Origin of the sequence: Flavobacterium sp. LAR06, assembly GCF_041946075.1 — a bacterium.
In the GTDB taxonomy this organism is placed as follows: domain Bacteria; phylum Bacteroidota; class Bacteroidia; order Flavobacteriales; family Flavobacteriaceae; genus Flavobacterium.
This window is the reverse complement of record NZ_JAUTYT010000006.1, coordinates 312,840-334,740: the sequence shown is the minus strand read 5'-3', so window position 1 is coordinate 334,740 and position 21,901 is coordinate 312,840. Positions and strand designations below refer to the sequence as shown.

At 35.4% G+C, this 21,901-nt stretch carries 14 protein-coding genes; 7 read left to right on the top strand and 7 right to left on the bottom strand.

Annotation, left to right across the window (positions count from 1 at the left end; all coding sequences use genetic code 11):
• Window positions 1–7,142 (bottom strand): immunoglobulin domain-containing protein (locus Q7C23_RS11250; RefSeq protein WP_375032610.1); only part of this gene is annotated, 7,142 nt, incomplete at its 3' end.
• A gap of 1,323 nt (window positions 7,143–8,465) precedes the next feature.
• Here Q7C23_RS11250 and Q7C23_RS11245 point away from each other — a divergent pair.
• From Q7C23_RS11245 to Q7C23_RS11230, 4 genes are all read left to right on the top strand, one after another.
• On the top strand, window positions 8,466–8,663 hold the full coding sequence (locus Q7C23_RS11245; protein ID WP_375032613.1) for a hypothetical protein: 198 nt from the start codon (window positions 8,466–8,468) through the stop codon (window positions 8,661–8,663).
• Between the two features lie 507 nt (window positions 8,664–9,170).
• Window positions 9,171–9,395: a helix-turn-helix transcriptional regulator gene (locus tag Q7C23_RS11240; protein ID WP_375032609.1), complete on the top strand. Its 225-nt coding sequence runs from the start codon at window positions 9,171–9,173 to the stop codon at window positions 9,393–9,395.
• Window positions 9,370–9,705 (top strand): HipA N-terminal domain-containing protein, encoded by a 336-nt coding sequence (locus tag Q7C23_RS11235; RefSeq protein WP_375032608.1) that lies wholly within the window; start codon window positions 9,370–9,372, stop codon window positions 9,703–9,705. The genes Q7C23_RS11240 and Q7C23_RS11235 overlap by 26 nt, the downstream gene beginning before the upstream one ends.
• Window positions 9,698–10,645 (top strand): HipA domain-containing protein, encoded by a 948-nt coding sequence (locus Q7C23_RS11230; protein WP_375032607.1) that lies wholly within the window; start codon window positions 9,698–9,700, stop codon window positions 10,643–10,645. Before Q7C23_RS11235 ends, Q7C23_RS11230 begins: the two co-directional genes overlap by 8 nt.
• 1,904 nt (window positions 10,646–12,549) lie before the next feature.
• On the opposite strand, the gene Q7C23_RS11225 is transcribed toward Q7C23_RS11230, so the two are convergent.
• Together Q7C23_RS11225 and Q7C23_RS11220 are read right to left on the bottom strand one after the other, a co-directional pair.
• A complete protein-coding gene (locus tag Q7C23_RS11225; protein WP_375032606.1) occupies window positions 12,550–12,801 on the bottom strand; it encodes a hypothetical protein in 252 nt (83 codons plus the stop codon).
• A gap of 17 nt (window positions 12,802–12,818) precedes the next feature.
• The gene (locus Q7C23_RS11220) at window positions 12,819–13,331 is read right to left on the bottom strand and encodes a hypothetical protein (protein WP_375032605.1); all 513 of its coding nucleotides are present in this window, start codon (window positions 13,329–13,331) and stop codon (window positions 12,819–12,821) included.
• Window positions 13,332–13,598: 267 nt separating this feature from the next.
• Between Q7C23_RS11220 and Q7C23_RS11215 the strand changes: the two genes are divergently transcribed.
• The 3 genes from Q7C23_RS11215 (at window position 13,599) to Q7C23_RS11205 (ending at window position 15,452) form a co-directional block, all read left to right on the top strand.
• Window positions 13,599–13,790 carry a hypothetical protein gene (locus tag Q7C23_RS11215; protein WP_375032604.1) on the top strand — a complete coding sequence of 64 codons (192 nt, stop codon included), beginning with the start codon at window positions 13,599–13,601 and terminating at the stop codon, window positions 13,788–13,790.
• A gap of 111 nt (window positions 13,791–13,901) precedes the next feature.
• Entirely contained in the window at window positions 13,902–14,189 is a 288-nt protein-coding gene (locus Q7C23_RS11210) for a helix-turn-helix domain-containing protein (RefSeq protein ID WP_056189192.1), read from the top strand.
• 9 nt (window positions 14,190–14,198) lie between these two features.
• Entirely contained in the window at window positions 14,199–15,452 is a 1,254-nt protein-coding gene (locus tag Q7C23_RS11205) for a type II toxin-antitoxin system HipA family toxin (protein WP_375032603.1), read from the top strand.
• Between the two features lie 774 nt (window positions 15,453–16,226).
• Here the strand turns inward: Q7C23_RS11205 and Q7C23_RS11200 are convergent.
• The 4 genes from Q7C23_RS11200 to Q7C23_RS11185 all read right to left on the bottom strand — a co-directional run bounded on the left by Q7C23_RS11200 (window position 16,227) and on the right by Q7C23_RS11185 (window position 21,887).
• A complete protein-coding gene (locus Q7C23_RS11200; RefSeq protein WP_375032602.1) occupies window positions 16,227–17,210 on the bottom strand; it encodes a hypothetical protein in 984 nt (327 codons plus the stop codon).
• 193 nt (window positions 17,211–17,403) lie between these two features.
• The gene (locus Q7C23_RS11195) at window positions 17,404–17,637 is read right to left on the bottom strand and encodes a type IX secretion system membrane protein PorP/SprF (protein ID WP_375032601.1); all 234 of its coding nucleotides are present in this window, start codon (window positions 17,635–17,637) and stop codon (window positions 17,404–17,406) included.
• A 268-nt stretch (window positions 17,638–17,905) separates the two neighbouring features.
• Window positions 17,906–20,227 (bottom strand): TonB-dependent siderophore receptor, encoded by a 2,322-nt coding sequence (locus Q7C23_RS11190; RefSeq protein WP_375032600.1) that lies wholly within the window; start codon window positions 20,225–20,227, stop codon window positions 17,906–17,908.
• A 349-nt stretch (window positions 20,228–20,576) separates the two neighbouring features.
• The gene (locus Q7C23_RS11185; RefSeq protein ID WP_375032599.1) at window positions 20,577–21,887 is read right to left on the bottom strand and encodes an OprO/OprP family phosphate-selective porin; all 1,311 of its coding nucleotides are present in this window, start codon (window positions 21,885–21,887) and stop codon (window positions 20,577–20,579) included.
• Window positions 21,888–21,901 lie beyond the last annotated feature (14 nt).

Genomic DNA, 21,901 nt, shown 5'->3' with positions numbered 1-21,901 from the left:
TAGGTTATCGTCTCCCCTGCCTGGGCAAAGCCGTCACCGTTCACGTCATTGAAGACAGCACCCTTAACAATAGTAATATTAGGTACAGCTACAAATAATGTTGCCGTTGTTGTACTGCAATTAGTTGGATTTAAGTTCTCACAGATACTGTAGGTTACTACATAAGTTCCTCCTGTTGTATTTGGAGCTACAGTAAGGGTTCCATCAGCATTCAGCGTCAGACCTGCCGGTACAGTTACCGGTGTTAATGTAATATCAGATGGATTTAAAATCGCACCGTTCAGCATATCATTTAATAATACTGAAGGCGTACTTCCACCAGTTGTTCCACTTATTGAAGCAGAGGTAAAATTATCTATGACGGCATTGATAACCGGCGCAGTCACATTTACTGTTACAGTAGCTGTATCACAGTTTCCACTATTTACAGCCTCACAAATTTGATAAGTCAACAGATAATTTCCGGCAGGTGTCCCAGCTGCCACAAACACATCTGTCCCTGATAAAGTAATCCCGGGATGGGTTGAATTTACAAAACTAACCATAACATTTCCAGTTGTAGCCGGATTACCTCCCAAAGTATCATTTAACAGCACATTACTGAAAGAGATCCCCCCCGATATGCCCGCTATAGAATTCCCTGTGTCATTATTAGCTACGATAGGCTGTGCCCCAGGTACATTTATTTGAACTCTATCAGAGCAGTTAGCAGTAGTTGTCCAAACAAAAACATAGGTTCCATTGGTATCAAAACCCGTAATGGTTGTTGTAGGATTATTAATGTCTGTGATAATAGCCGCTCCCGGAGGCGTACCTAAGATACTCCATGTCCCCACTCCTGTTGCAGCCATGGTAGCTGTTCCATTTAAAAATACATTTTGGTCCGGTCCAGCATCAGAAATATTTAAAATGATCTGTGCAGGCAAGCTTGCCATTCCTGCAGCATCCACTTCATTAAAGTTAAAAACTATGCTCGATACACCCGCCCCCGGGTCTACAGTCAATAGGTTGGGGTTATAATTTGAAATAACCTGTCCTGCTGTTACCGCTATACTGTTATAAAAAAGCGTCCCGTTAACAGGCAATGAAACTATAGTGATAGTATTGGTACTGCTGCTGCCCGTATAAGTACCATCTTCAAAATCAGATCCTGTTAGAACCGGGACATTTATTTGTGTACTTCCACCAGCATCTGTAATACAGGCAGTAAGAGGATTGGCTATTGGTATACTGTTGATACCAAAATCTGCGTTGACCACCGAGGTTGCGGCACCTAATACTATGTTTGTCAAAACACCGTTTACAGTACCATCATTTCCACTACCTGTTCCGAGGTACTCTCCCGTATTGGCCCAACCCGAAGGTAAACTTGAACTTGGAGCTGGTGTACCCACTATTGCTGCTGTTGTGCTCAATACAACACTGTAAGTTCCAGGGGGTAAGAGGGTAAAATTATAAGATCCATCTATAGCCACCGCTGAATTGGCAACAACGTCCCCAACGTTATTAACCAATATCGCAGTAAGCCCTCCGGCATTGGTTCCGATACCATCTACTGTACTAAAAGGAGTACCTATTAAGCCATTTGCATCATCATGTACCACACCGCTTATTCCCACAGCAATCACTTCTATAGTTGCAGTAGTAGTTCCATCACAATTGCCAGAGTTTAATTTTTCACATATACTATAAGTTAAAACATAGGTACCGGCAGGAGTATTTGCAGAGACCGTAATCGTTCCATTCGGGTTTAATGTCAATCCGGCTGGAACGGTCACAGGTGTCAAAATAATATCGGCCGGGTTTAAGATTACTCCATTTAAGGTATCATTCTGAAGAACCGAAGCCGTTGTGCCCCCAGTAGCACCATTGATGGGAACAGAAGTATAATTATCATCGACCCCATTAATCATTGAGGTGGTTACCACAACAGATGCAATATCTACACAACCACTAAGGCTAGTCCATATAAAATTATATGTGCCTGGCGTACTAAAAGCTGTAATGGTCGTGAATGGGCTGGATGGCGTGGTAATCGTAGCCGTACCCGGATTCCCTATTTGTGGTGTCCAGGTACCTGTCCCAGTGGCTGCCATTGTAGTGTTGCCGCCCACAAATGCCGATTGGTCTATTCCTGCATACGTTGTTGACAATGTTACTGTGGCGGGTAAACTTACAGCACCCAGACCATCTACTACTGAAAAAGTAAAGGATAATGTGGAAACTCCCGCATTGGGATCTATTGTCAATAAACTTTTGTTGTAATTTGATATAACCTGGCCGGCTGTTACGGGGAGTCCGCTGTAATAAAGTACACCATTTGCCGGAAGGGTTACAATAGTTATTGTGTTATTATTGGTACTGCCATCATAGATACCATCTTCAAAATCGACACCAGTCAAAGCAGGTACGATTATTTGATTGGTTCCCCCTGGGTCTACCTCGCAAGAATTTATAGTATCTGCCGTTGGCCGGCCGTTGATCCCAAAATTAGCATGGGCCACATTGGCCGTGCTTATTACAATATTGGGCAGGATACCATTTACATCACCATCATTGCCAGCGGTAGCCCCAAGGTTTTCGCCAGTATTGGCCCACCCTGCCGGCAGGCTCGGGCTTGGAGGGGTTGCCCCCACAACTGCATTGGCAGCACTCAGCACTATACTATAAGTACCCTGATCTATAGAAACAAAACTATAGTGGCCGTTAACAGGCACAGGGGTCACAGCAACTACTCTTCCTAAGCTGTTTACCAGTATTGCATTTAAGCCTCCGGCATTTGTACCGGTACCGTTTACAGTATTGACAGGAGACCCGCCCAGACCATCCCTGTCACCAAAGACAGTTCCTTCCAGTAATAGAATTGAAGTATAATCCTCTACTTCACCGTTATCGAATATATCATCAAAAGCTGTAAAAACCACTGGTATATCAGCCACAATGAGACGTAACTTATAGGCCGTAACTCCAGAGGGCGCTAGTATTGCAACTGGTAATATTACAGCTGATGCTCCCACTGCGCTGTTGCCGCTGTAAAAAGCAGGGTCGCCATTGGCATCTACATCATCGGCAAAATTCCCGTTGTTGTTCCAGTCAAACCACATTCCGTAATGCACCATAGTGCCAGGGGTGTTGGTATTTAAAATCACATTAAAGGTTTGTGATGTAGCTGTTTGTGCAGCGCCCGTCGGACGGATCAGTCCATCATCAAAAGCATCGGCCGAAGCTGTCGCATTTCGTAATGGAATGGACTCAAGACTTATACCCGCTCCTGCCCATACTGAGGTGTTTGAACCTGTGGGCACACCCGCGACCAGACAATTGGCTACTCGTGCCTGTGCTACCGGCCAAGGGGCAATTATATCACTATAATCATAGTTGTCAATGGCAGTTATTTCAAAACTGGCTACAGAGCTGCACCCGCCATTGGAACCTGTTACGGTATAGATTCCAGGTGTGGTTACCGTTATACTCGAAGTATTGGTTTCACCCGTGCTCCAATTATAGGTAAGTGTGGGAGCAGTTCCCTCCGCATGGGATAATACCGAGGCGGGAATTGCTTGTTTAGCAATGGAGGGTCCTGAATAGGAAACCGTTAAGGCATCTGCCCCTACGGCGCTTTGAAAGTAATTAACAACAATTGCGTGGCGGCCCACCGAAAGATTAAAGGCAGTGGAAGCTACTTCTGTTAAAGTATGACCCCCATCATTACTGACACGTAAAGATCCATCAATATATAGATTGCTTCCATCATGGCTGTTGGTATAAAATATGTAGTCTCCGGCAGTCGTTATATTTATAAAACCTCGATATTGAACTCCATAAGAAACCGAACTTGTGGTAATGCCGCTAAGACCCGTAAGATTCATTTGACTCGCAATACCGCTAGTTGCCGGCTCTTCATTGTAAAAGCCATTAGCAATAACCGTAAAATCAGAACTGGCAAATAAGGAACTGGCATCATACGGATTAAATGTATCATATCGAAGGCCCGGAGTAAAGCCAGCAACATTTAAGGTTATAGAAGGATTATTACAGTTTAATCTCTTAATACCACCAGTGCCTATGGCAAAACTCGACAACACCGAAGGGCTTACCGTTATGGTAGTACTATTGGTGACAGTACAGCCATATTTATCTGTATAGGTACAGGTATAAGTGCCCGCCTGTGCAGCTTTAATGTCCGTAATCTCAAATTCGGCCTGTGTACTGGTAAAACCATTTGGTCCCGTCCAGCTTATACTTGCGGGAACCGCTCCCGCAGGAACGGTCTCCGATGTAAAAGTAACCGTAGAGCCAACGCATGGAGCACTAGGCATTGGAGTAACAACTATCGAGCTGATAGGTAGGTCAACAATTAGATTTTCAATATGAGAACAGCCTGTGTTGTCTGTTACAGTTAAAAGATATGTACCCGTATTCAGAGCCGTAGGATCCGTAAGAACAGGACTAGCCTGAGTGCTGGAAAAGCCATTAGGGCCTGTCCAGCTATAACCTGTAATATTGGAATTAAATGCAATAGCACCATTATTCAAAGTAATAGTATTGGTCTCACAGGTGTGAGTTGTTTCAGGAAATAAAACAACATTTCCAAAATCAGAAAAATTACTGTAATCGCCGCCACCATTACTATACATATTTTGATAAAAATAGAATTTACCCAATGTATTCTTTATACTAACAACGTCACCCGGCGAGAAAGTATTAGTAACAGTTTTCCTACAGTAACTCCAGCCAGGCATATTGGGTATTGCGGTAAAATCAGAAGCTTGTAAAAGCGTTGTATCACCATTTAATGAAAATCCACTTAAAATTGAATTAGGAGCTACAAAGTTAAAAACTGCCTCAGTTGCAACTGTCGGATACTGGAATGCGATTGCTCGTGTGCCTTTACATTCGGCAATTGGCGTTAAAACCCCACCACCTAACTCTGTGGCGTATCCTCCGATTTTATAAACCATAATTGGTTTGTCTGCTATAATGCTGGCAGCATTTTTGCCAACTGGCATCAAGTGTTTTACCATGCCTCCCTTGTTAACTACAAGAGTACTGGTGGTAGTCCCATCAAATATTGTTATCGTAGTTCCGTCTTCAGAACCAAAAATATAAGCCAATTCTCCATTATTATTAAGATTAGCACGTAAATGAACATATTCCAAGCCTAATTTGGCAATTGGCACTAATTGGTCTCCCATATTATCTGCAGCACTTCCATATCCTAATAAATCATCCATATAGGTAACAACGACAGGCTTGGTACTCGTGACTAAACTGCCTGCCATATGTCTTCCTGTACTTGACGTCGCCTCAGCCGAGTAACTTTGGCCCTTGTTAAGGGTTATAGTAAAAGGCACATTGGCACCATGTCCTAAAATGGCCTCAGTCGGGTTAATTGTAACTATTGTGTTATCTTGCGTAGAAGTTACTACAAACATACTTCTTGCCAGACCCCAACTTTGCGAATTACTAAAAGTGTCCTGACCGGGAATAATAAAAGAAGTTCCCAAAGCGTTGGGACCTCGAAGTGGCATTGTACCATAATTAGAATCACTCTCATTGGCATAGTAAGCTCCCATCTGTCCGTTGACCCGAATTCTGAGTCCCTTATTTTGAATTGTATTAGCGGGCTTTACTGTTATAGAATTGATCAGTGATGACATATCTATGATTTTAGCTGTAGTAGGAGCAATGAAACCCGTTATCGGGGTAAAGCTTGGATCAGCAGGCATGTCAATAACGTAAGCAGCACTTTGGGTATCGGAAACCCCCGTAAAATGCAGTTTTTGAGGCATGAAATAAGTTGTATTCCAAGAAGGTACCCCGAACCAAAACTCAAAGTCATAGGTTGTAGGGATAATCTGTTCACCGATATTAAGGGTGAAATAATCACCATTATTCAAGGTTATTCCTGTAAATTCTAGGGTAGAACCTGATATCGATCCAGTATAAGGTGTTGATGTAGCAAAGCTGTTGCTGTTGTTAACTAACAAAGCAATATTGCTTAAATTAGCTGTTGATAGCAATAACTCAGGGATAAGGTTTAGATCAAATTTAAGATTAACTGCACCCACACCAGATTTACTCACCCGCCATACACGCTGCAATCGTTTTCCATAACCACCTGCCGGTACATCGGTAGACCGCAAATCAATCGAGACACCATTATCCCCGGTTATGAAATAGTCGTCATTATTTAGTGCGGCTGGACTTTCAATACTCAAAACGGAACCAATATTTACACTTCTTGAATTGGTTTGATTTAAACCCGAGCCGTCATCTTTGGCAATACCCGTTACATCTTTGGCGAATCCACTATGTGAAGTAGCGCTAGGGTACCATGCTACACCAGAACTATTTACATAATTCTTTGCTACAGTTTGATCCAGGGTAATACCATATTTCAGTGCCAGATAACTTTGGATCTGATTATTTTGCACGGCATTTACCGGCCCCAAATAGCCAATTACTTCTGCTATGTCATCATTTGCCATAGAATTTCCTAAGGTAGCATTACTGGCACCTCCCGTAAAGCTTGTCATTGTGACTCCTGAAGCCAATACCTTACCATCAGAAACTATTGCATTTTTCACAGTACCGCCATGCGTCTGCCCAGCTGTTATACTGGCATTGAAACTATACATATGAGGTTCTTTGTTATTGGGTATGCTGGCGAAACTAAATATTAAATCTGGCGCTTTAGGGCGCCAATACACATTACCATTAGTAGAAAAAGGCAAGAATATAGATAATGAGCCACCTGGTATTGCTTGATTCACTAAAGTAGCATTACCAGCTGAATTATTGATTCTGATCACCGAATAAATATTTACATCGCTAATGCTTCCAACTCCTGTAATACCATTTGCAAAGTTCATTACGTCATTGGTAAATCTAACAGCAGGATTATTATTAATAGAATTATTTACTAAGAGCGGCTGGGAACTAGCAACTGCCTGAGTAAAATTTATAGCGTTACCTGACTGATCAGCCCATGCCGATACATTTGTTCCAGTTACGCCTGCGTCGGCTTTCAACCAAAATTTAAGATTGCTACTTACTCCTCCGGGTGCCTGGGCTAGTGAACTCGAAGAGGTTAGCAATAACAGAAAAGCAATGATAAGAAATAAGTATTTTTTCCCCATAATAAAAGTATTAATAAATTGGATTATTAATTGCTTCGACTTTACAATAAAAACACAGCGGTTTTATTTAACTAAAGAAATTAGCAAAGTATTAGGTTAAACATGGATATAAATATGGTTTGTATGATTTTTGATTTGTTACCAATAGCATAATTGTTCTTAACTGCTATAGTATGCTAAATAAATGATTAATCATCAGTCAAAAATGCCATTTAAGGATTAGCTTTTCTTAATTGTTAAATCCTCTCAATTATGAAACAAGAACAGTAAATTGTTTACAATTATAAAGTTAGAGAATTAAAGTGTACGGATTTGTGATTCACAGTTAAATAAAAGTAAATCAATCACAAAGCGGTTTTATACAAATTGATAATACTAATCTGTTATCAACCGATTTAAAAGTCAAATTTCTGCTTTCTAAAAGTCATTTATTTTTGTGATATCGCTAATAGTGGATAGGATTAAGCGAGAAGCATTCGTGCCATTTTTTGCATCTGGACTATGAAAGATAAACCTCTGTTTCTTTACATTGTAGTCGTAACTTCATTTTCATTCCATAGTTGGTCACAAAAAAGTCTTCCAAAAGAAAAAAAATACACCACTCAAAAACTAATTATTCAAATACTATTGATACAGTTGCTACAAGGAAAAAAATAAAATATTACCATGTAGAAGAAATTGTTTTGCAAAAGTTTGGCAGCCACAAAAGAATATATAATGTAACGTATACAAAATTAATTGCAACCAATGATTTAGAATCAAATGGAAAAAGAACAATAACTGCTGTGTTCGAAGACGACATGTAAGATAAAGGAATTGTAAAAAGTAAAAATGAAATAGTGGTAGATTCTGAACTTGCCAAAAAGGAACAGGAAAAGGGCAACTCTCTAAAGCTATCAATAAAACAACAGAAAGATCAATACCGAAAAAGAGAAATTACGACAGGGACAACTCGGTAAAATTAAAAATCTAAAAATAATAAAAACGCCGGGATTTAACGTAAATAATTGGCCGCAAGACGGCGATCCCATAATACTCAGTACCAGTGATACAATATTAATTAGCAGGATTACAGAGCAAGAAATACAGCAACAACCTTATAAACTATTAAAAAATCAAAGGCTCAAACGCAAGAGGCACTTAATAACTTTTCTTCAAAATTACACCCAAATAACATAGTCATTCCAAATTTTTTGAATAAAATTGAAATAACTAGCCAATTACCAAGCACTAAGATTTCAAAAACGTATCTATAATAAATGTACATTGATGTTATAAAAAAATTTGAAAGAATGGTTAAAGACGGCTACGACTCTTTAGAAAATCGCTGACTCTTATTATTTCAATAATGATTTTAAAAATGCCAAAAAATACTATAAAAAATTACTGGCGAAGTACCCGAATGATATAGGAGCTGAATATTATTATAAATATTTCCTTGTATTAAAATCGGAAAATCAAATAAAAGCTGCTAATTTTTATCTTAAAAAATACAATGAGCTAAGTAGTTTAAAAAATTAATATATTTAATGGATATAAAAAACATCTCTTTAATAATTCTGAAAAGATTTTATATCTATATTGCTTTGTGCTTTACCCTCCTTCGTAAATAAAAGTAGTCTGTCAATATCTTCTTCAGGAATGCTTATATTATCCATATTTTAAGCTATAAAGATACAAGAGTAATTTTTTAATTTAAAATTATGAATATTAATTTTATTTAAACATGTTAAGTAGAAAAAACTAAACCAGAATCATTTTTTTATCCAAAACTACTAAAAAACAGTTATTTAAACTTATAACCCTCCTTATATAATTACTTAATTACACATCATAATGATCAATAATACATTTAATTCCATAGAAAAACAGTAAAAAGTCAATATTATATCCAAATACATATAATTATAATTTTTAAAATATTTTTATATTCAAAAACATATAATTATTCGCTTTTTGTTTTTTTTATACTCAAAAACATATAGTCATTATTTTTTTTACTATCTTTATATTTAAAAACATATAAAAATGAATGCAATAGCAGATTTCGTAAAGAAGCGACGAAAACAAGCAGGGCTTACCCAAGAAGAGTTTGCAATGAGAGCAGGTGTGGCATTGACAGTAATTCGCAAAATAGAACAGGGAAAAGAAAATCTAAGCTTATCTAAAGTAAATCAGGTATTACATATGTTTGGACATATTTTAGCACCTATAATAGAAAATAATTATGCGACAAGCGATAATAAAATATAATTCTATCAAATCGGGAATTTTAACCGAATCAGACGATGGGGAATATGTATTTACATATGATGAAGATTATATTGCCAACCATCAAGGGTTATTCATAACTTTTGATATGCCTGTACGTCAACGTCCCTATATAAGCAAAAGATTATTTTCTTTTTTTGATGGTTTAATTCCGGAAGGATGGCTTTTAAATATAGCATCTGAAAGCTGGAAAATAAATAAAAATGACCGCATGGGACTTCTTTTAGCATGCTGTCAGAATGCTATAGGCGCTGTGAGTGTTCACCCTTTTAAAGAAAATCAAAATGGCTAAATGTCTGTATTGCTACAAAGAACTAGATGATGATCAAATCGATTATCATCCTAAATGCAGTCTTGTATTTTATGGTACAATCCACCCTCCTATTCTCCCATACAAATTAGAAGAGATGGAAAAATTAGCTAAAGCGGCTGTTGAATTATCCGTATCAGTTCCAGGCGTTCAGCCTAAATTATCATTGGGATGGATTAAATCACTGTTAGAAAACGGTCATGACGAACGTCTCACCATTATGGACGCACTAGACGGAAATTACATTTTAAAACCTCAAAACCAACAATTTAATCAGATGCCCGAAAATGAGCATCTTTCTATGAAATTGGCTGAACTGTTTAAAATTGATGCTGTGCCGTCAAACATGATCCGTCTGGCATCCGGTGAATTATGTTATATTACTAAACGGATTGACCGAAGAAATGATGGTTCCAAAATCCACATGATTGATTTTCTGCAGATTTTAGAATTAGGAGATAAATACATGGGAACAATGGAGATGCTTGGAAAAAATATCGGAGCATTGTCTGTAAATACATTACTTGATAAATTACGGTTCTTCGAACTTACACTATTCAATTTTATTATTGGAAATAACGATATGCATTTAAAAAATTTCTCAATGTGGCTCTCAGATATTGGCTGGGTTTTATCGCCTTCTTATGATTTATTGAATGTAAAAATAATTTTACCAAAAGATGATGAAGATACTGCCTTATTATTTGGAGGAAAAAAGAGAAACTTTAATAAAGTTTATTTTGACAGATTTGCAGAAATTTTACAATTAACTCCACGACAGATTAATTATGTATACAGAAGATTAAGTCTATGGCTTCCTCAGGCTGTTGAGCTTATTGATATTTCTTTTTTACAAGACGATTTAAAAAAGCAGTACAAAGAACTCGTTACAATGCGAACCAATTTATTTATTAGGCTTTGATATTAAATTTTCAAGACAGAAAGCCTTAACAGTTTTATTCAGCTGATTTAAAACTTTATGACTTACAAAAATAATTTCTGTGAGATATGATAATTTAAAATCGAATTCTTAAGTAAGCACAAAGGATAAGAATGCATTCATTTTTAGGCTATAAGACAATCGAAGAATTTGATAAAATTAATAATTTATATAAAAAATAATGACCATTTAAACACAAAAAGATGGAAACAATTATAAAGCAAGCTAAAAGGTTTAGAAACCAAAATGTTATAATATCATTGATAGGGTCTGTAATTTTTTTGGCAATTGCTCTTATTGTTATAGACTTATCTGTTTTTCTGGCAGTATTTTTAGGTATTATTGGACTCTTATATCTTTTTTCTTTTATAAAAAACAGGGTGTTACCGAAGAATCCACTGAAATCATTATTAGTGATACGAAGGTCTTTTTTAATTCAATAGGAACTTTTGCGTGGGATGAAATAAATACCTTTGAAGTAAATAAGAGGAGCAGTCATAATGAATACAATGAAAAAAGTACTGCTACTTACTTATATATAATGTTAGAAAATAAAAAATCCTTTTATTTTCTAATAGATTAACTTGAGAAAAATGAAAATGAAATTGTGGCACTTTTTTTACAGTACAAACCAATTCTCCAGAAATCACATATTTAGCGACAATATGAATTAATATTTACATAATACACCTCATACATCAACCAAATTCAGTATACTGCAGGTATAAGTGACATTGATATTAACATCCATTGAATGACAACTTTAATTTTTCAACCTTGTTGTTTGTTCACTATATTTGACTGTTCATTTAAAATGAACATGAGATAAAAGTGAACAAAAAAACAATTGAAAATTGTAACTAAAATTAAAAAAATAGATAAGCTTTTCAATTTAAAAAAATAAAAAATAAAAAACAAATATGCACTGCAAGCTAATATAAATAAAGGGCTCTACTGATTTTTCCCAAGCCTATCGATAAATGATTTTTTTGAATTTAGCTTTCCGGAAGTTACTTCTTAAACTGACAAATAACACAAATTTCAACCCAACAAAACACGCCATATAAACCCTAGAGGGTTTATATGGCGTGTTTTGTTGGGTTATGGTTTGTTACTCAAGCGCCCGCACCGCTTGAGTAAAGGTAATCTTTATTATTTAGAAATATAAGATATCACATTAGATATTAAGATATTAATTTCCAACTTATAACTAAATAATTTTTTGATCTAATCAAACCTAAAATTAGTGTGCTTATATAAATATTCTTCATGAATAAGATTTACTAAGTTTAGCACTATCGAATTTACCAATATAAACACGATTATGTTTACTAATTTTATCACCTATCCATCCAGATTTCGAAGAAATTATAGTGTGGTTCGAATCTGCAGCTGATTATTTCCAAAGTGCATATATAGGTGCACCTTTTTTCGAGAGGTTTGTCAACGCTAGTTACTACTAAAACCACCATCGCGATGAGTTTTCATCTTTTGAAAATGATTATTTTCATCTGGAATAAACATAAGATATCAAAAAAAATAATCCCATTTTACAAGTTAAGTAGTGATAAAATTTATATTTAGGAATTGAGAGCTTACTCAAGAACGAAATTATTAAAAAAACTGAAGTTTATTAATTCTTAATAGATTCTTTTTCTAGATTGAAAATCCCGGAACTAAATTTTTGTTCACCAGGCAAGACGTCATTGTCGTAGTACACTACGCATTTTATTTTGTACTTACCATCTTTTAAGATTTTTTCATATAACTTTTGGGAATAATTCCATCTAGGTATATGTATGATACTGCTTGAGGCATTATTCCGTCATCTACGCCATTAAGATCAAAATCATAGGATGTAGAAACCCCTTTGGAATTAATTAAAATTAGTTCTGCCCTACTTTTAATTGGAAATATTTACTATTAGATTTGGGAATTACTTTGAGTGTTACTGTTACATTTTTTGCTTCAGGTTCTGGTGCATAATCTACAGCTGAAACTTCATCTATTTTTAGAGTAATTAGATCAGAACTTGGTTTTTCATATCGAGTGCCATTATTTTCAATGCTATTGATATTTTCTTTATTCTCACGTGTAAGCTTTATAAATTCAGAAACTCCAGCATATAAGGCAAACATTAATAATAGAATTGTAATTACTTTATTATTTTTTCCACAACCTTATCATAAAAAGATTGTGAATCTTCAACTATTTTTCCTGCAAGTTTGTTTTTATCATAAAGCTCAATTTCTTTTGAAACATTATCACTAAATTTTTCAGTAACACGCTCTAGTATCTCAAGATACTTGTCAAGAAAATTTAAATCAATTAGATTTGGTTTTTCTTCGATACAATAGAAGTTTTTATTTTCAATTTCTCGACTTTCCATTTTACCTGTGAGAAAACCATAATAGCTACTAGTATATTTTTCAAGGTGCGTATATTGATTCCTTTCAGGCTGGTTAAAATACTCTTGTTCCTTAATAGCCACTTTTTCGAGAAATTCATTATATTTATTTTCATTCCACTGCTTAGAAATTTGTACAAAATAATCCTTATCCACTGATAATAGATTAAAATGAGCAATTTCGGATTTAAGCTGTTCGAAAAAAATATTTACAGTTTTATCGTTTGAAGTATGAATAGTTTGATTTATCTCTTCATTCATATTCTCAAAAAGCCTTTGAATGTGGTCTAACTTAAACTGTAAGTTATCTTTTTCCCAACCACCCTTTTCATCTTCAGGCGTCTTAAGTAATCAGTAAATTCATAAATGGTTCCGGCTTCACGGAAGTGTATGAGATCATTAATCGCCAAGTTTTTTCGAGGGAAGGTTAAAGTCATGATTGAAAGTTATAGTTATAAGAAAACAAGAAAGGTAAATTTATAAATAAATCATTAATAAAGCTATTAGCAACTTCTTGAATTTGCTAGTATGTCTACTTTCCAGATGAGATTTGGTATTTCGAACAACAATAACAACAACAACAACAACAACAACAACAACAACAACAACAACAACAACAAGAAGAAGAAGAAGAAGAAGAAGAAGAAGAAGAAGAAGAAGAAGAATAGAAACACAAACAAATTGATTGTTATTTCAAACAAATACATTAACTTTGTATGAAATAACAATCAATAATAACATTAGTAACATTAGTAACATTAGTAACATTAGTAACATTAGTAACATTAGTAACATTAGTAATACTAGTAGCTTTAGTAATATATTGCAAAGATGAACAGGAAGAAACAAATCATTTATCCCAAATATAAGGAGGTGATGGAACAAATGGGAGAGAATATTAAACTAGCGAGAAAAAGACGTAAACTTACCACTAATCAATTAGCTGAACGTGCAGATATCGCAAGATCTACACTGTATCTAATAGAACAGGGAAATGAAGGTGTAGCTATGGGTGCTTATTTTAATGTACTTCGGGTCTTAGGTCTTCATGAGGATTTTCTTAAACTTGCAGCGGATGATACCTTTGGACGAAAATTACAAGACTTAGAGTTATTATAATTTGAAGAGATGGCACAGAACAAATTTGACATATATGTTTACGCACATTGGATAGGTATGCAGGAACCTGAGTTAACAGGCATACTGTCGGCACATTTTGCCAAAGGTAAGAAATCATTCAGCTTTGAATACGATAGAACATGGATTAAATCAAAAGATCAGATGCTTTTTGATCCGGATATTCAGTTTTATTCAGGTCCACAATTCCCGAGTGATAAAGAAAACTTTGGAATCTTCCTTGATAGCATACCAGATACATGGGGGCGAACACTAATGAAAAGAAGAGTCAGCCAGCAGGCAAAAGAGAATGGAGAAAAACCACGAACACTTTACGATATAGATTATCTTCTTCGTGTTTACGATGAAAGCCGCATGGGAGCGTTGCGTTTTAAGACTGAGCTCGACGGCCCCTTTTTAGACAATAATAATACAAGCCCTACTCCACCGTGGTCTTCCATCCGTGAACTTCAGAACGCCGCAAAAATGCTGGAGAATGACGATGATAACAAAGAGATCCAAAAATGGCTCTCTGTTCTCATGGCTCCAGGCTCTTCTCTTGGAGGAGCTAGGCCAAAAGCTAATATTCTTGATGAGAATAAGGAGCTCTGGATAGCAAAATTCCCTTCAAAAAATGATACGATTGATAAGGGGGCATGGGAAATGCTTGCCTATGAACTAGCACTTAAAGCGGGCATAGATATGGCGCCAAGCAAAATTGAGAAGATTGCCGGCAAGTACAACACTTTTTTCACAAAGCGTTTCGATCGGGAAAAAGAACAAAGAATACATTTTGCGTCGGCAATGACAATGACTTCTAATAGTGAAGATACAATTCGCGATAATATGCCAAGCTATCTTGACATTGCTGATTTTATTCAAAACTATGGAGTGAATATTAATGAAAACTTACAGCAGCTATGGCGCAGGATAATTTTTAATATTGCCGTTTCTAACACTGATGACCACCTTAGAAATCATGGATTCTTATTAACTAACGAAGGATGGATACTATCTCCGGCTTATGATATTAATCCCTCAATAGATAAGGATGGCCTTGCCTTGAATATTGATACTAACAACAATGAGCTTGATTTTAATCTTGCAATAAGTGTTGGAGAATATTTTAGACTAGATAACAACCAAATGGATAAAATCATAAATGAAGTTATTAAAGCCGTAAGCAGCTGGAAAGTTATTGCGCAAAAAATTGGAATCTCTAGGACAGAACAAGAATTAATGACTGCCGCATTCATAGTACCTTAATGTTATTATTAAAAGTAAATTTTCAAATATATTCAAAAGCATATGATTAGGTGAACAGTAATACATCAGAAGTAGCCATAATAATCTATTGTCATTAAATACAAATACGTACATCAGAAGATTATATTATAAAAAAATGTATTTTTGCCATATTAAAAAAATAAAATTATAACCTGTTAAAATACAATGTATTACATACTAAATAGCACATTGAAAGTTTGTGGCAGAATCATAGCGCAACGGGTAAAAAAATATTAGAAATGCAGTATAATAGAGGGATGCGGAGCTTAGGTTCGAATCCCTCTTTCTCCCTGGAATTCTCAAGGATATTGTATCAAAACGAAATATCTATCGAAAACAAAGGTGTTCGACTGTCGAACACCTTACAATAATTTTAAAAGTTATATTTTCCTTTTTAGAATAAAAAATTTGACCTAAAATCTAAAAAAATAAAATAGCATTTTCGATTTAAACAGAATAAATAGTAAATCCATAGGCGCTTCAAGCTTAGATAAATAAGGGATTTAGTGATTTTTACCAAGCTTATTTATAAACATTAAAATAGGGATTAAGTGTTCGATTGTAATCCCATCCATTCCACAAAAAAGCCTGTAAACCCAATGTTTACAGGCTTTTTGTTTTTAAATGAAGTTAGAACTAGCACATATAAAAGGTGTTTTAATTCAAATTTGACTTTAGATTGAAGAGCAAACCTATAATCATAAAAAAACCCTGTTCATTGAGCAGGGTTTTCTTTTATATAAAGAATTCTAATTATAGTACATAAGTTGAAGCTCCTCTATTTGGCCATGCAGTATTTGCATTTGGTAGAAATGATGCGTCAACATGAATTGGAGGTCTTTTTGTGTTTCCGGTAAAATCTTGAATATTAACTAATGTATTAGCACCATTTTTGATGCTTAAATCTGTAAGTGTAGTAATAGTAAATGCCCAGATAGATTTAATTTTATTATTAGAATTAAAATTTAAAGTAACCCACTTATTTGATGAAACATTCATTTGCTCAATATTCACAAAAGGGGCAAAATTGAATGATGTAAGTTGATTTCCTTGAATAAATAATTGGGTAATACCAGTATTATTATTAAGATTTAATGTTGTAAGCTGATTACCATAACACCACACACCAAATAAAGTTGGTGAACTTGGAAGAACTAAGCTAGTTAATTGGTTAAGGTGACACCAAACCTGCTGTAATTTTGTATTTGCGGTTAAATTTAAGGTTGTCAATAGATTCTGCTGACATTCAATCCACTCTAAATTTGCTAACCCTGAAACATTGATAGTTGTTAAATTGTTTTGTGAAACAATTAGCTGCTTTAAACCTGTAAATCCATTTATTCCAGTTAAATCAGTGATACCTAAACCTGCAAGGTACAATCCGCCTCTTGTAGTGTCTACTTCTACCCATTGATCTCCTGGATTAGCATCTTGTGCTGCTCCCATATTTACTATTGCAGTTCTAAAAGCTGCATCAGGAACATACGTACTAACAAAAGCTGCCGTTCTTGAAGTGCTAGAACCTTTCGATGTTACAGACTCTGATTTTACAGATTCTATCGAAGCCATAAAGGCTGGATATTTTGCATTTAAATAATCCTGTGGAGTAGGGTTAGGATTAAAGGTAACTCCTTTTACTGTGGCATTTGCATTTGAAGGAGTTGAACTTTCTGTGCTGTCATCTGTTGAACATGCTACGAAGTTAAGCGCTAACACAATTAATAGTAATTTTTTCATAGATTTGGAAATTTTATTAAGTTATTTCCCAAATATATTAATTATAACTTATCCTTTTACAAAAATTATAAGAATTTACATAAAAATAATAATAACTATTTCAAGATGTGAAATTATTCCAAAAACTCACACTGTATTTAAGAATTTAAAAAATATTTATAAAACATCTTTTTTTTTATAAATACTTTTAGGTTTAAATTTTAAATTGAAGAAAAAATTCGTTTGTATTTCTAGCTTTCGCAAGTTCATCCTTAAAATTTGCTTCAAATGCATATACGACCTTTAAAAGTTTAAATATTGTAATTCCTGCAATACCGGCACAAGCATTATCTATCCTGTAAGTTCCTCCAATTTCAAAAATATTGTCTATTTCCAACATAGTATTAAAATCTACTGATATTGGAGCCCCGATAGCGCGGATTTGCAATCCATGCCCGCAAAGTATATCTTAACAGATTAGAAAAAAGAAAATCCAGTTTTTATTAATATTAGGAACGGGCACGGAAAGAATTTCCGCGCTATCGTTGCGAATATGCGAGCGATCGGGAGTTTTTACTGGAAATCACTTATCAACAACGAAATAAAACATAACTAGCTCAATACTCAGCGAATCCACAAAAAAAGCCTGTAAACTAAATATTTACAGGCTTTTTATTTTTCAGTCTGACTCTGAAAATGATGCTAGGTAACGAAAACTAAAATTTAAAAGTAAGATTAGCCAGGAAATTGGTTGGAGCCTGCGGAGCTCCCCAGGTACTGCAATATTGCTCGTTAGTTAGATTATTTAATTTGATTCCGATTCTCCAATTTGGTCTCTCATAAAAAACAGTCGCATTTAAAATAGTATAAGATGGAATATAAAAAGTATTAGCAGTAGACATATAGGTTTCGTCTACATAATTAGCTCCAAAACCTAAACCTAAGCCTTTTATCTTGTTTTGGAATTTATAAGAAGCCCAAAAATTCACTACATTTTCTGGGGCATCTGCCGCCTTATTTCCTTGAAAAGTAGTAGATTTTACAATCTTATTATCATTGTATGCGTAGCCGGCAATAATATCTAATCCCGCAATCGGATTGGCTATCAATTCAAAATCAAAACCTTTACTTACCTGCTTTCCTCCTTGTTCATAAGTTAAGTCCGCATATCGCATTACGGCATTGTCATTCGTAATGCTGTAATAACTAATAGTAGTGCTTAATTTCTTATTGAAAACTTCCGCTTTGATACCAGCCTCAAACTGATTTGCATAAAGTGGATCTAAGATCAACTGTCCGCCATCAGGTTGGTTTACAGGAGCAAGATTCTGAAATCCGTTTAAATAATTCCCGAACACAGAAACCTGATCTTTAACTATTTGGTATACCAAACCTAATTTAGGAGACAAAGAAGTTTGGTTATAAGCCGGAGTTGTCCCACTTTCTTTACGATCAAAATTATCAACACGTAAACTCAACATGGCAGAAAATCGGTCAGCGATGCTGATAACATCAGAAACATAGGCACTAAAGGTAAACTCTTCCCTGCCTGCTCTTATCGTTGGATTTCCCAGTACATCATCAATCTCTTTTTTTCTCACGGGAACAAAATTCGCTGTCACATCAATGGTTCTAAAAGGAGTTACAGGAGTCGTAACAGTTGAAAATGTATCCGAATAATATCTGTAATTCACACCGGTTAGCAATTTGTGTTTTAAAAATCCGGTTGCAAATGCACCATTAATATTTTCCTGTATGTTGGTATAATTACTCGATATAGGTCCAAAAACAGTAGCACGCATTGTCACTGTTGTTGGCGAAGTCCAGGTTGGCAAAGCCTGATAACTGTACTCCACATTCTCACTTACATAAGAAAATAAAGTAGTCGATTTCCAGTTGTCACTAATTTGATATTCTCCCTGAACAAAAGCTTTTGCTGACGATGATTTAGCATCAGCATCGTCGTGAACTAATGCTTTTTTATAATCCAGTTTTACATCACCGGGATTTGTTATACCAGATGCAGCACTTGCATTAGGGTATAAAGGTTTTGTGTTATTCGTATTAAACAACTCCGCATCGATATTAAATGTAAGTTTATCTGATGCTTTATAAATAATACTTGGCGTAAATTCGAGTGTATTGTTGAAACCATAATCCAGGAAGCTTTTTTCTCTGTTTACAGCTACATTTAGTCGGAACAATACATTTTTATCTTTTGTAAGCGGTGTATTAATATCAGCTGTCAGACGATTTAATCCAAAACTTCCTCCTGTGTAGCCGATTTCAGTTACTGCAGTTTCAAAAGGTTTTTTGGTCACTACATTTACCACTCCGCCAAAAGAAGATGCGGAAGATCCAAACAAAGTTCCTGAGGGGCCTTTCAATATTTCGATTCGTTCTACATTCGCGATCCCAACGGAAGAACGGCCTGATAATGTTTCCATTCCGTTTCTTGAATTTATCCCGACTGTAAAACCTCTAAAAATAGCTGCAAAACCACCCGATGGGTAATTAAGCGGTACTACTCCGGGTGAATTTCTAATAGCACTCCCAATCTCGACTGCAATTTGTTCCTGTAAAAGTTCTTTATGAACTACACTGTAAACCTGTGGATTTTCAAGATTTTTTAAAGGCATTCTGGCTACATAAGTTGTCTTTTTTGATAAAATGCTTTTTCTGCTATTAATAACAACTTCCTGCAATTCTTTATTTGAAACTTTCAATTGCAAACTAATTGTAGTCGTTTCATTATCTGCAACATTTATTTCTTGTTCCGAAGTTTCATAACCTGTCAGGGATATTTGCAAAGTATAGGTATTGGCTTTTACTCTGTTCAATTCAAAACTTCCATCATCATTTGTTGATGTGTTGTATTTTGAATTCTTAAGCGTAATGTTTACGTCTGCTGCCGGAGCCCCATCTGAAGTTGTGATTTGTCCTTTTACTTTTCCATGACTCTGTGAAAAGGAATGGACTGAAAATAAAAGGGTGATAATACATAAAAAGAGTACTGTTTTTAAACTAAGATATTTCATTGATTTTCAAATTTGATTAGTTTATTTTTATTTAGAATTAATAAAAACAGTGCAAATGTAAAAATTAATAATTGCTTAACAAGTATTTATTTTGTCTAATGGTATTTAACTAAAGCAAATTAAAATACGTACCTACCGCTAGATTACTTATACAAACGAAAAAGGCCTGTAAAACTAAGTTCTACAGACCTTTGTATTTTATTTTTTTTCTAACTTCTTTAATTCATATAGCGCAATGGGCCTTATTATTCATCAATATAACAAAACCCACTTCGCTATATTCAACTAAAAACAATTTTAAATGAAACAATTTAAGCCAACCTTTATTTTTTTTAAAGTATTTGTTTTATTAAAGTAAAATCTGAATTCTGGATTGAAAAAACTGGGTTGCCCCTTTCAGGCTGTACCGGTCCAATATTCCATAACCGTAAGCAAATTCAAATCTAAAGTTTCCGGAAAGATACCAGTTAAACGTAGGTGTTATTCTCCAGAATCGTCCGCCCTCGATTAATCCGCCATTTAATTCATTAGTAGAATATCTTAGTGCGGCTTCGATTTCTCCTAATCCTCCCTGAAAAACAGATTTCTTAACCGGGATGAAAGTATAAATTCCACTTGTCGTCGTATACGGTCTGCTTGCTCCTGTAAAAATATAACTCATCATTACTTCTCCACCATGAAAAACCGGATCATTTTTTTCTTTTGAATTAAACATCTGCCAGCCATATTCAGTTCCAAACAACCATGGTCCTTTATTATAGTAGATTTCCCAACCCACAAAAGTTCCCTGATTGGATGAAAAACTACCCGTATCTATAAAAATGGGAGCTGTGTTGGATTCGGGTCTTGATTTAAGTCTGATCTTATTATCTTCCGGCTGTCCTATTCTGAAATTACCTCCAATATGAAGCGTAGTTTGTTTTTCTTCAGAATGAATTGGAAGCCATGCCGCTCTTGTGATAAATTGCCAGCTATACGTACTGAAACCCTGATTGTGCGATAACCAGTCTGCAAAAATCCCCATATTCCAGACGATTCTTTGTTTAGGAAGGTAGCCAAGCCATTTTATACCGTCACCTAAAATGGGTATTGCATCAATTGCCATGTGTCGTTCCAAAGATTCTCCGGAGTAACCGTTCATGACTTTACTAAGTGAGTAACCTTCTTTTGTTCGACCGATAAAAATGCTTCCCCAGATCTCCGGAGTTGCGATCATTACACCTGACTCCCGAACATACCATTCTTTCGCATCACCGTCATACATGAAACCGGCCTTCCAGGTTATGGTTCTTTTTGTTTTAAGCTGACCACCGATTAAAATCCTAAAGTCACGAACATCAAAATCGTATTTAAGCTCTTCGCCAATAGAATCCATTTGTCGTTTCCCGGTTGCATCCTGGGTGTATCCAGCATATTCATATAAAAAACCAGCACCCAATTTGATCGTTGTAAAACTGGTGTCAAACATATTCCAGGGCAATTTTTCAGCCTTTGTAGTGTCTGCAGCCTGTAACACATCTCCTTCAGTTCCGTCAGGTACTGTTTTTGGCAGTTCCTGACCTAGTGAACGACAAGGTAAAATCAGCATTGTAAAGACAACCAAACCAACCCGCAATTGCGACAGAAAGGAACAATTTGCTATGATTCGTTTTGCTTTCAAAATACCGTTGTTTA

Coding starts and splice junctions, on each gene's coding strand:
- Q7C23_RS11240 (WP_375032609.1), top strand. CDS start 9,171: ATGAATGCAATAGCAGATTTCGTAAAGAAGCGACGAAAACAAGCAGGG.
- Q7C23_RS11235 (WP_375032608.1), top strand. CDS start 9,370: ATGCGACAAGCGATAATAAAATATAATTCTATCAAATCGGGAATTTTA.
- Q7C23_RS11230 (WP_375032607.1), top strand. CDS start 9,698: ATGGCTAAATGTCTGTATTGCTACAAAGAACTAGATGATGATCAAATC.
- Q7C23_RS11225 (WP_375032606.1), bottom strand. CDS start 12,801: ATGTTTGCCTTATATGCTGGAGTTTCTGAATTTATAAAGCTTACACGT.
- Q7C23_RS11220 (WP_375032605.1), bottom strand. CDS start 13,331: ATGAATGAAGAGATAAATCAAACTATTCATACTTCAAACGATAAAACT.
- Q7C23_RS11215 (WP_375032604.1), top strand. CDS start 13,599: ATGTCTACTTTCCAGATGAGATTTGGTATTTCGAACAACAATAACAAC.
- Q7C23_RS11210 (WP_056189192.1), top strand. CDS start 13,902: ATGAACAGGAAGAAACAAATCATTTATCCCAAATATAAGGAGGTGATG.
- Q7C23_RS11205 (WP_375032603.1), top strand. CDS start 14,199: ATGGCACAGAACAAATTTGACATATATGTTTACGCACATTGGATAGGT.
- Q7C23_RS11200 (WP_375032602.1), bottom strand. CDS start 17,210: ATGAAAAAATTACTATTAATTGTGTTAGCGCTTAACTTCGTAGCATGT.
- Q7C23_RS11190 (WP_375032600.1), bottom strand. CDS start 20,227: ATGAAATATCTTAGTTTAAAAACAGTACTCTTTTTATGTATTATCACC.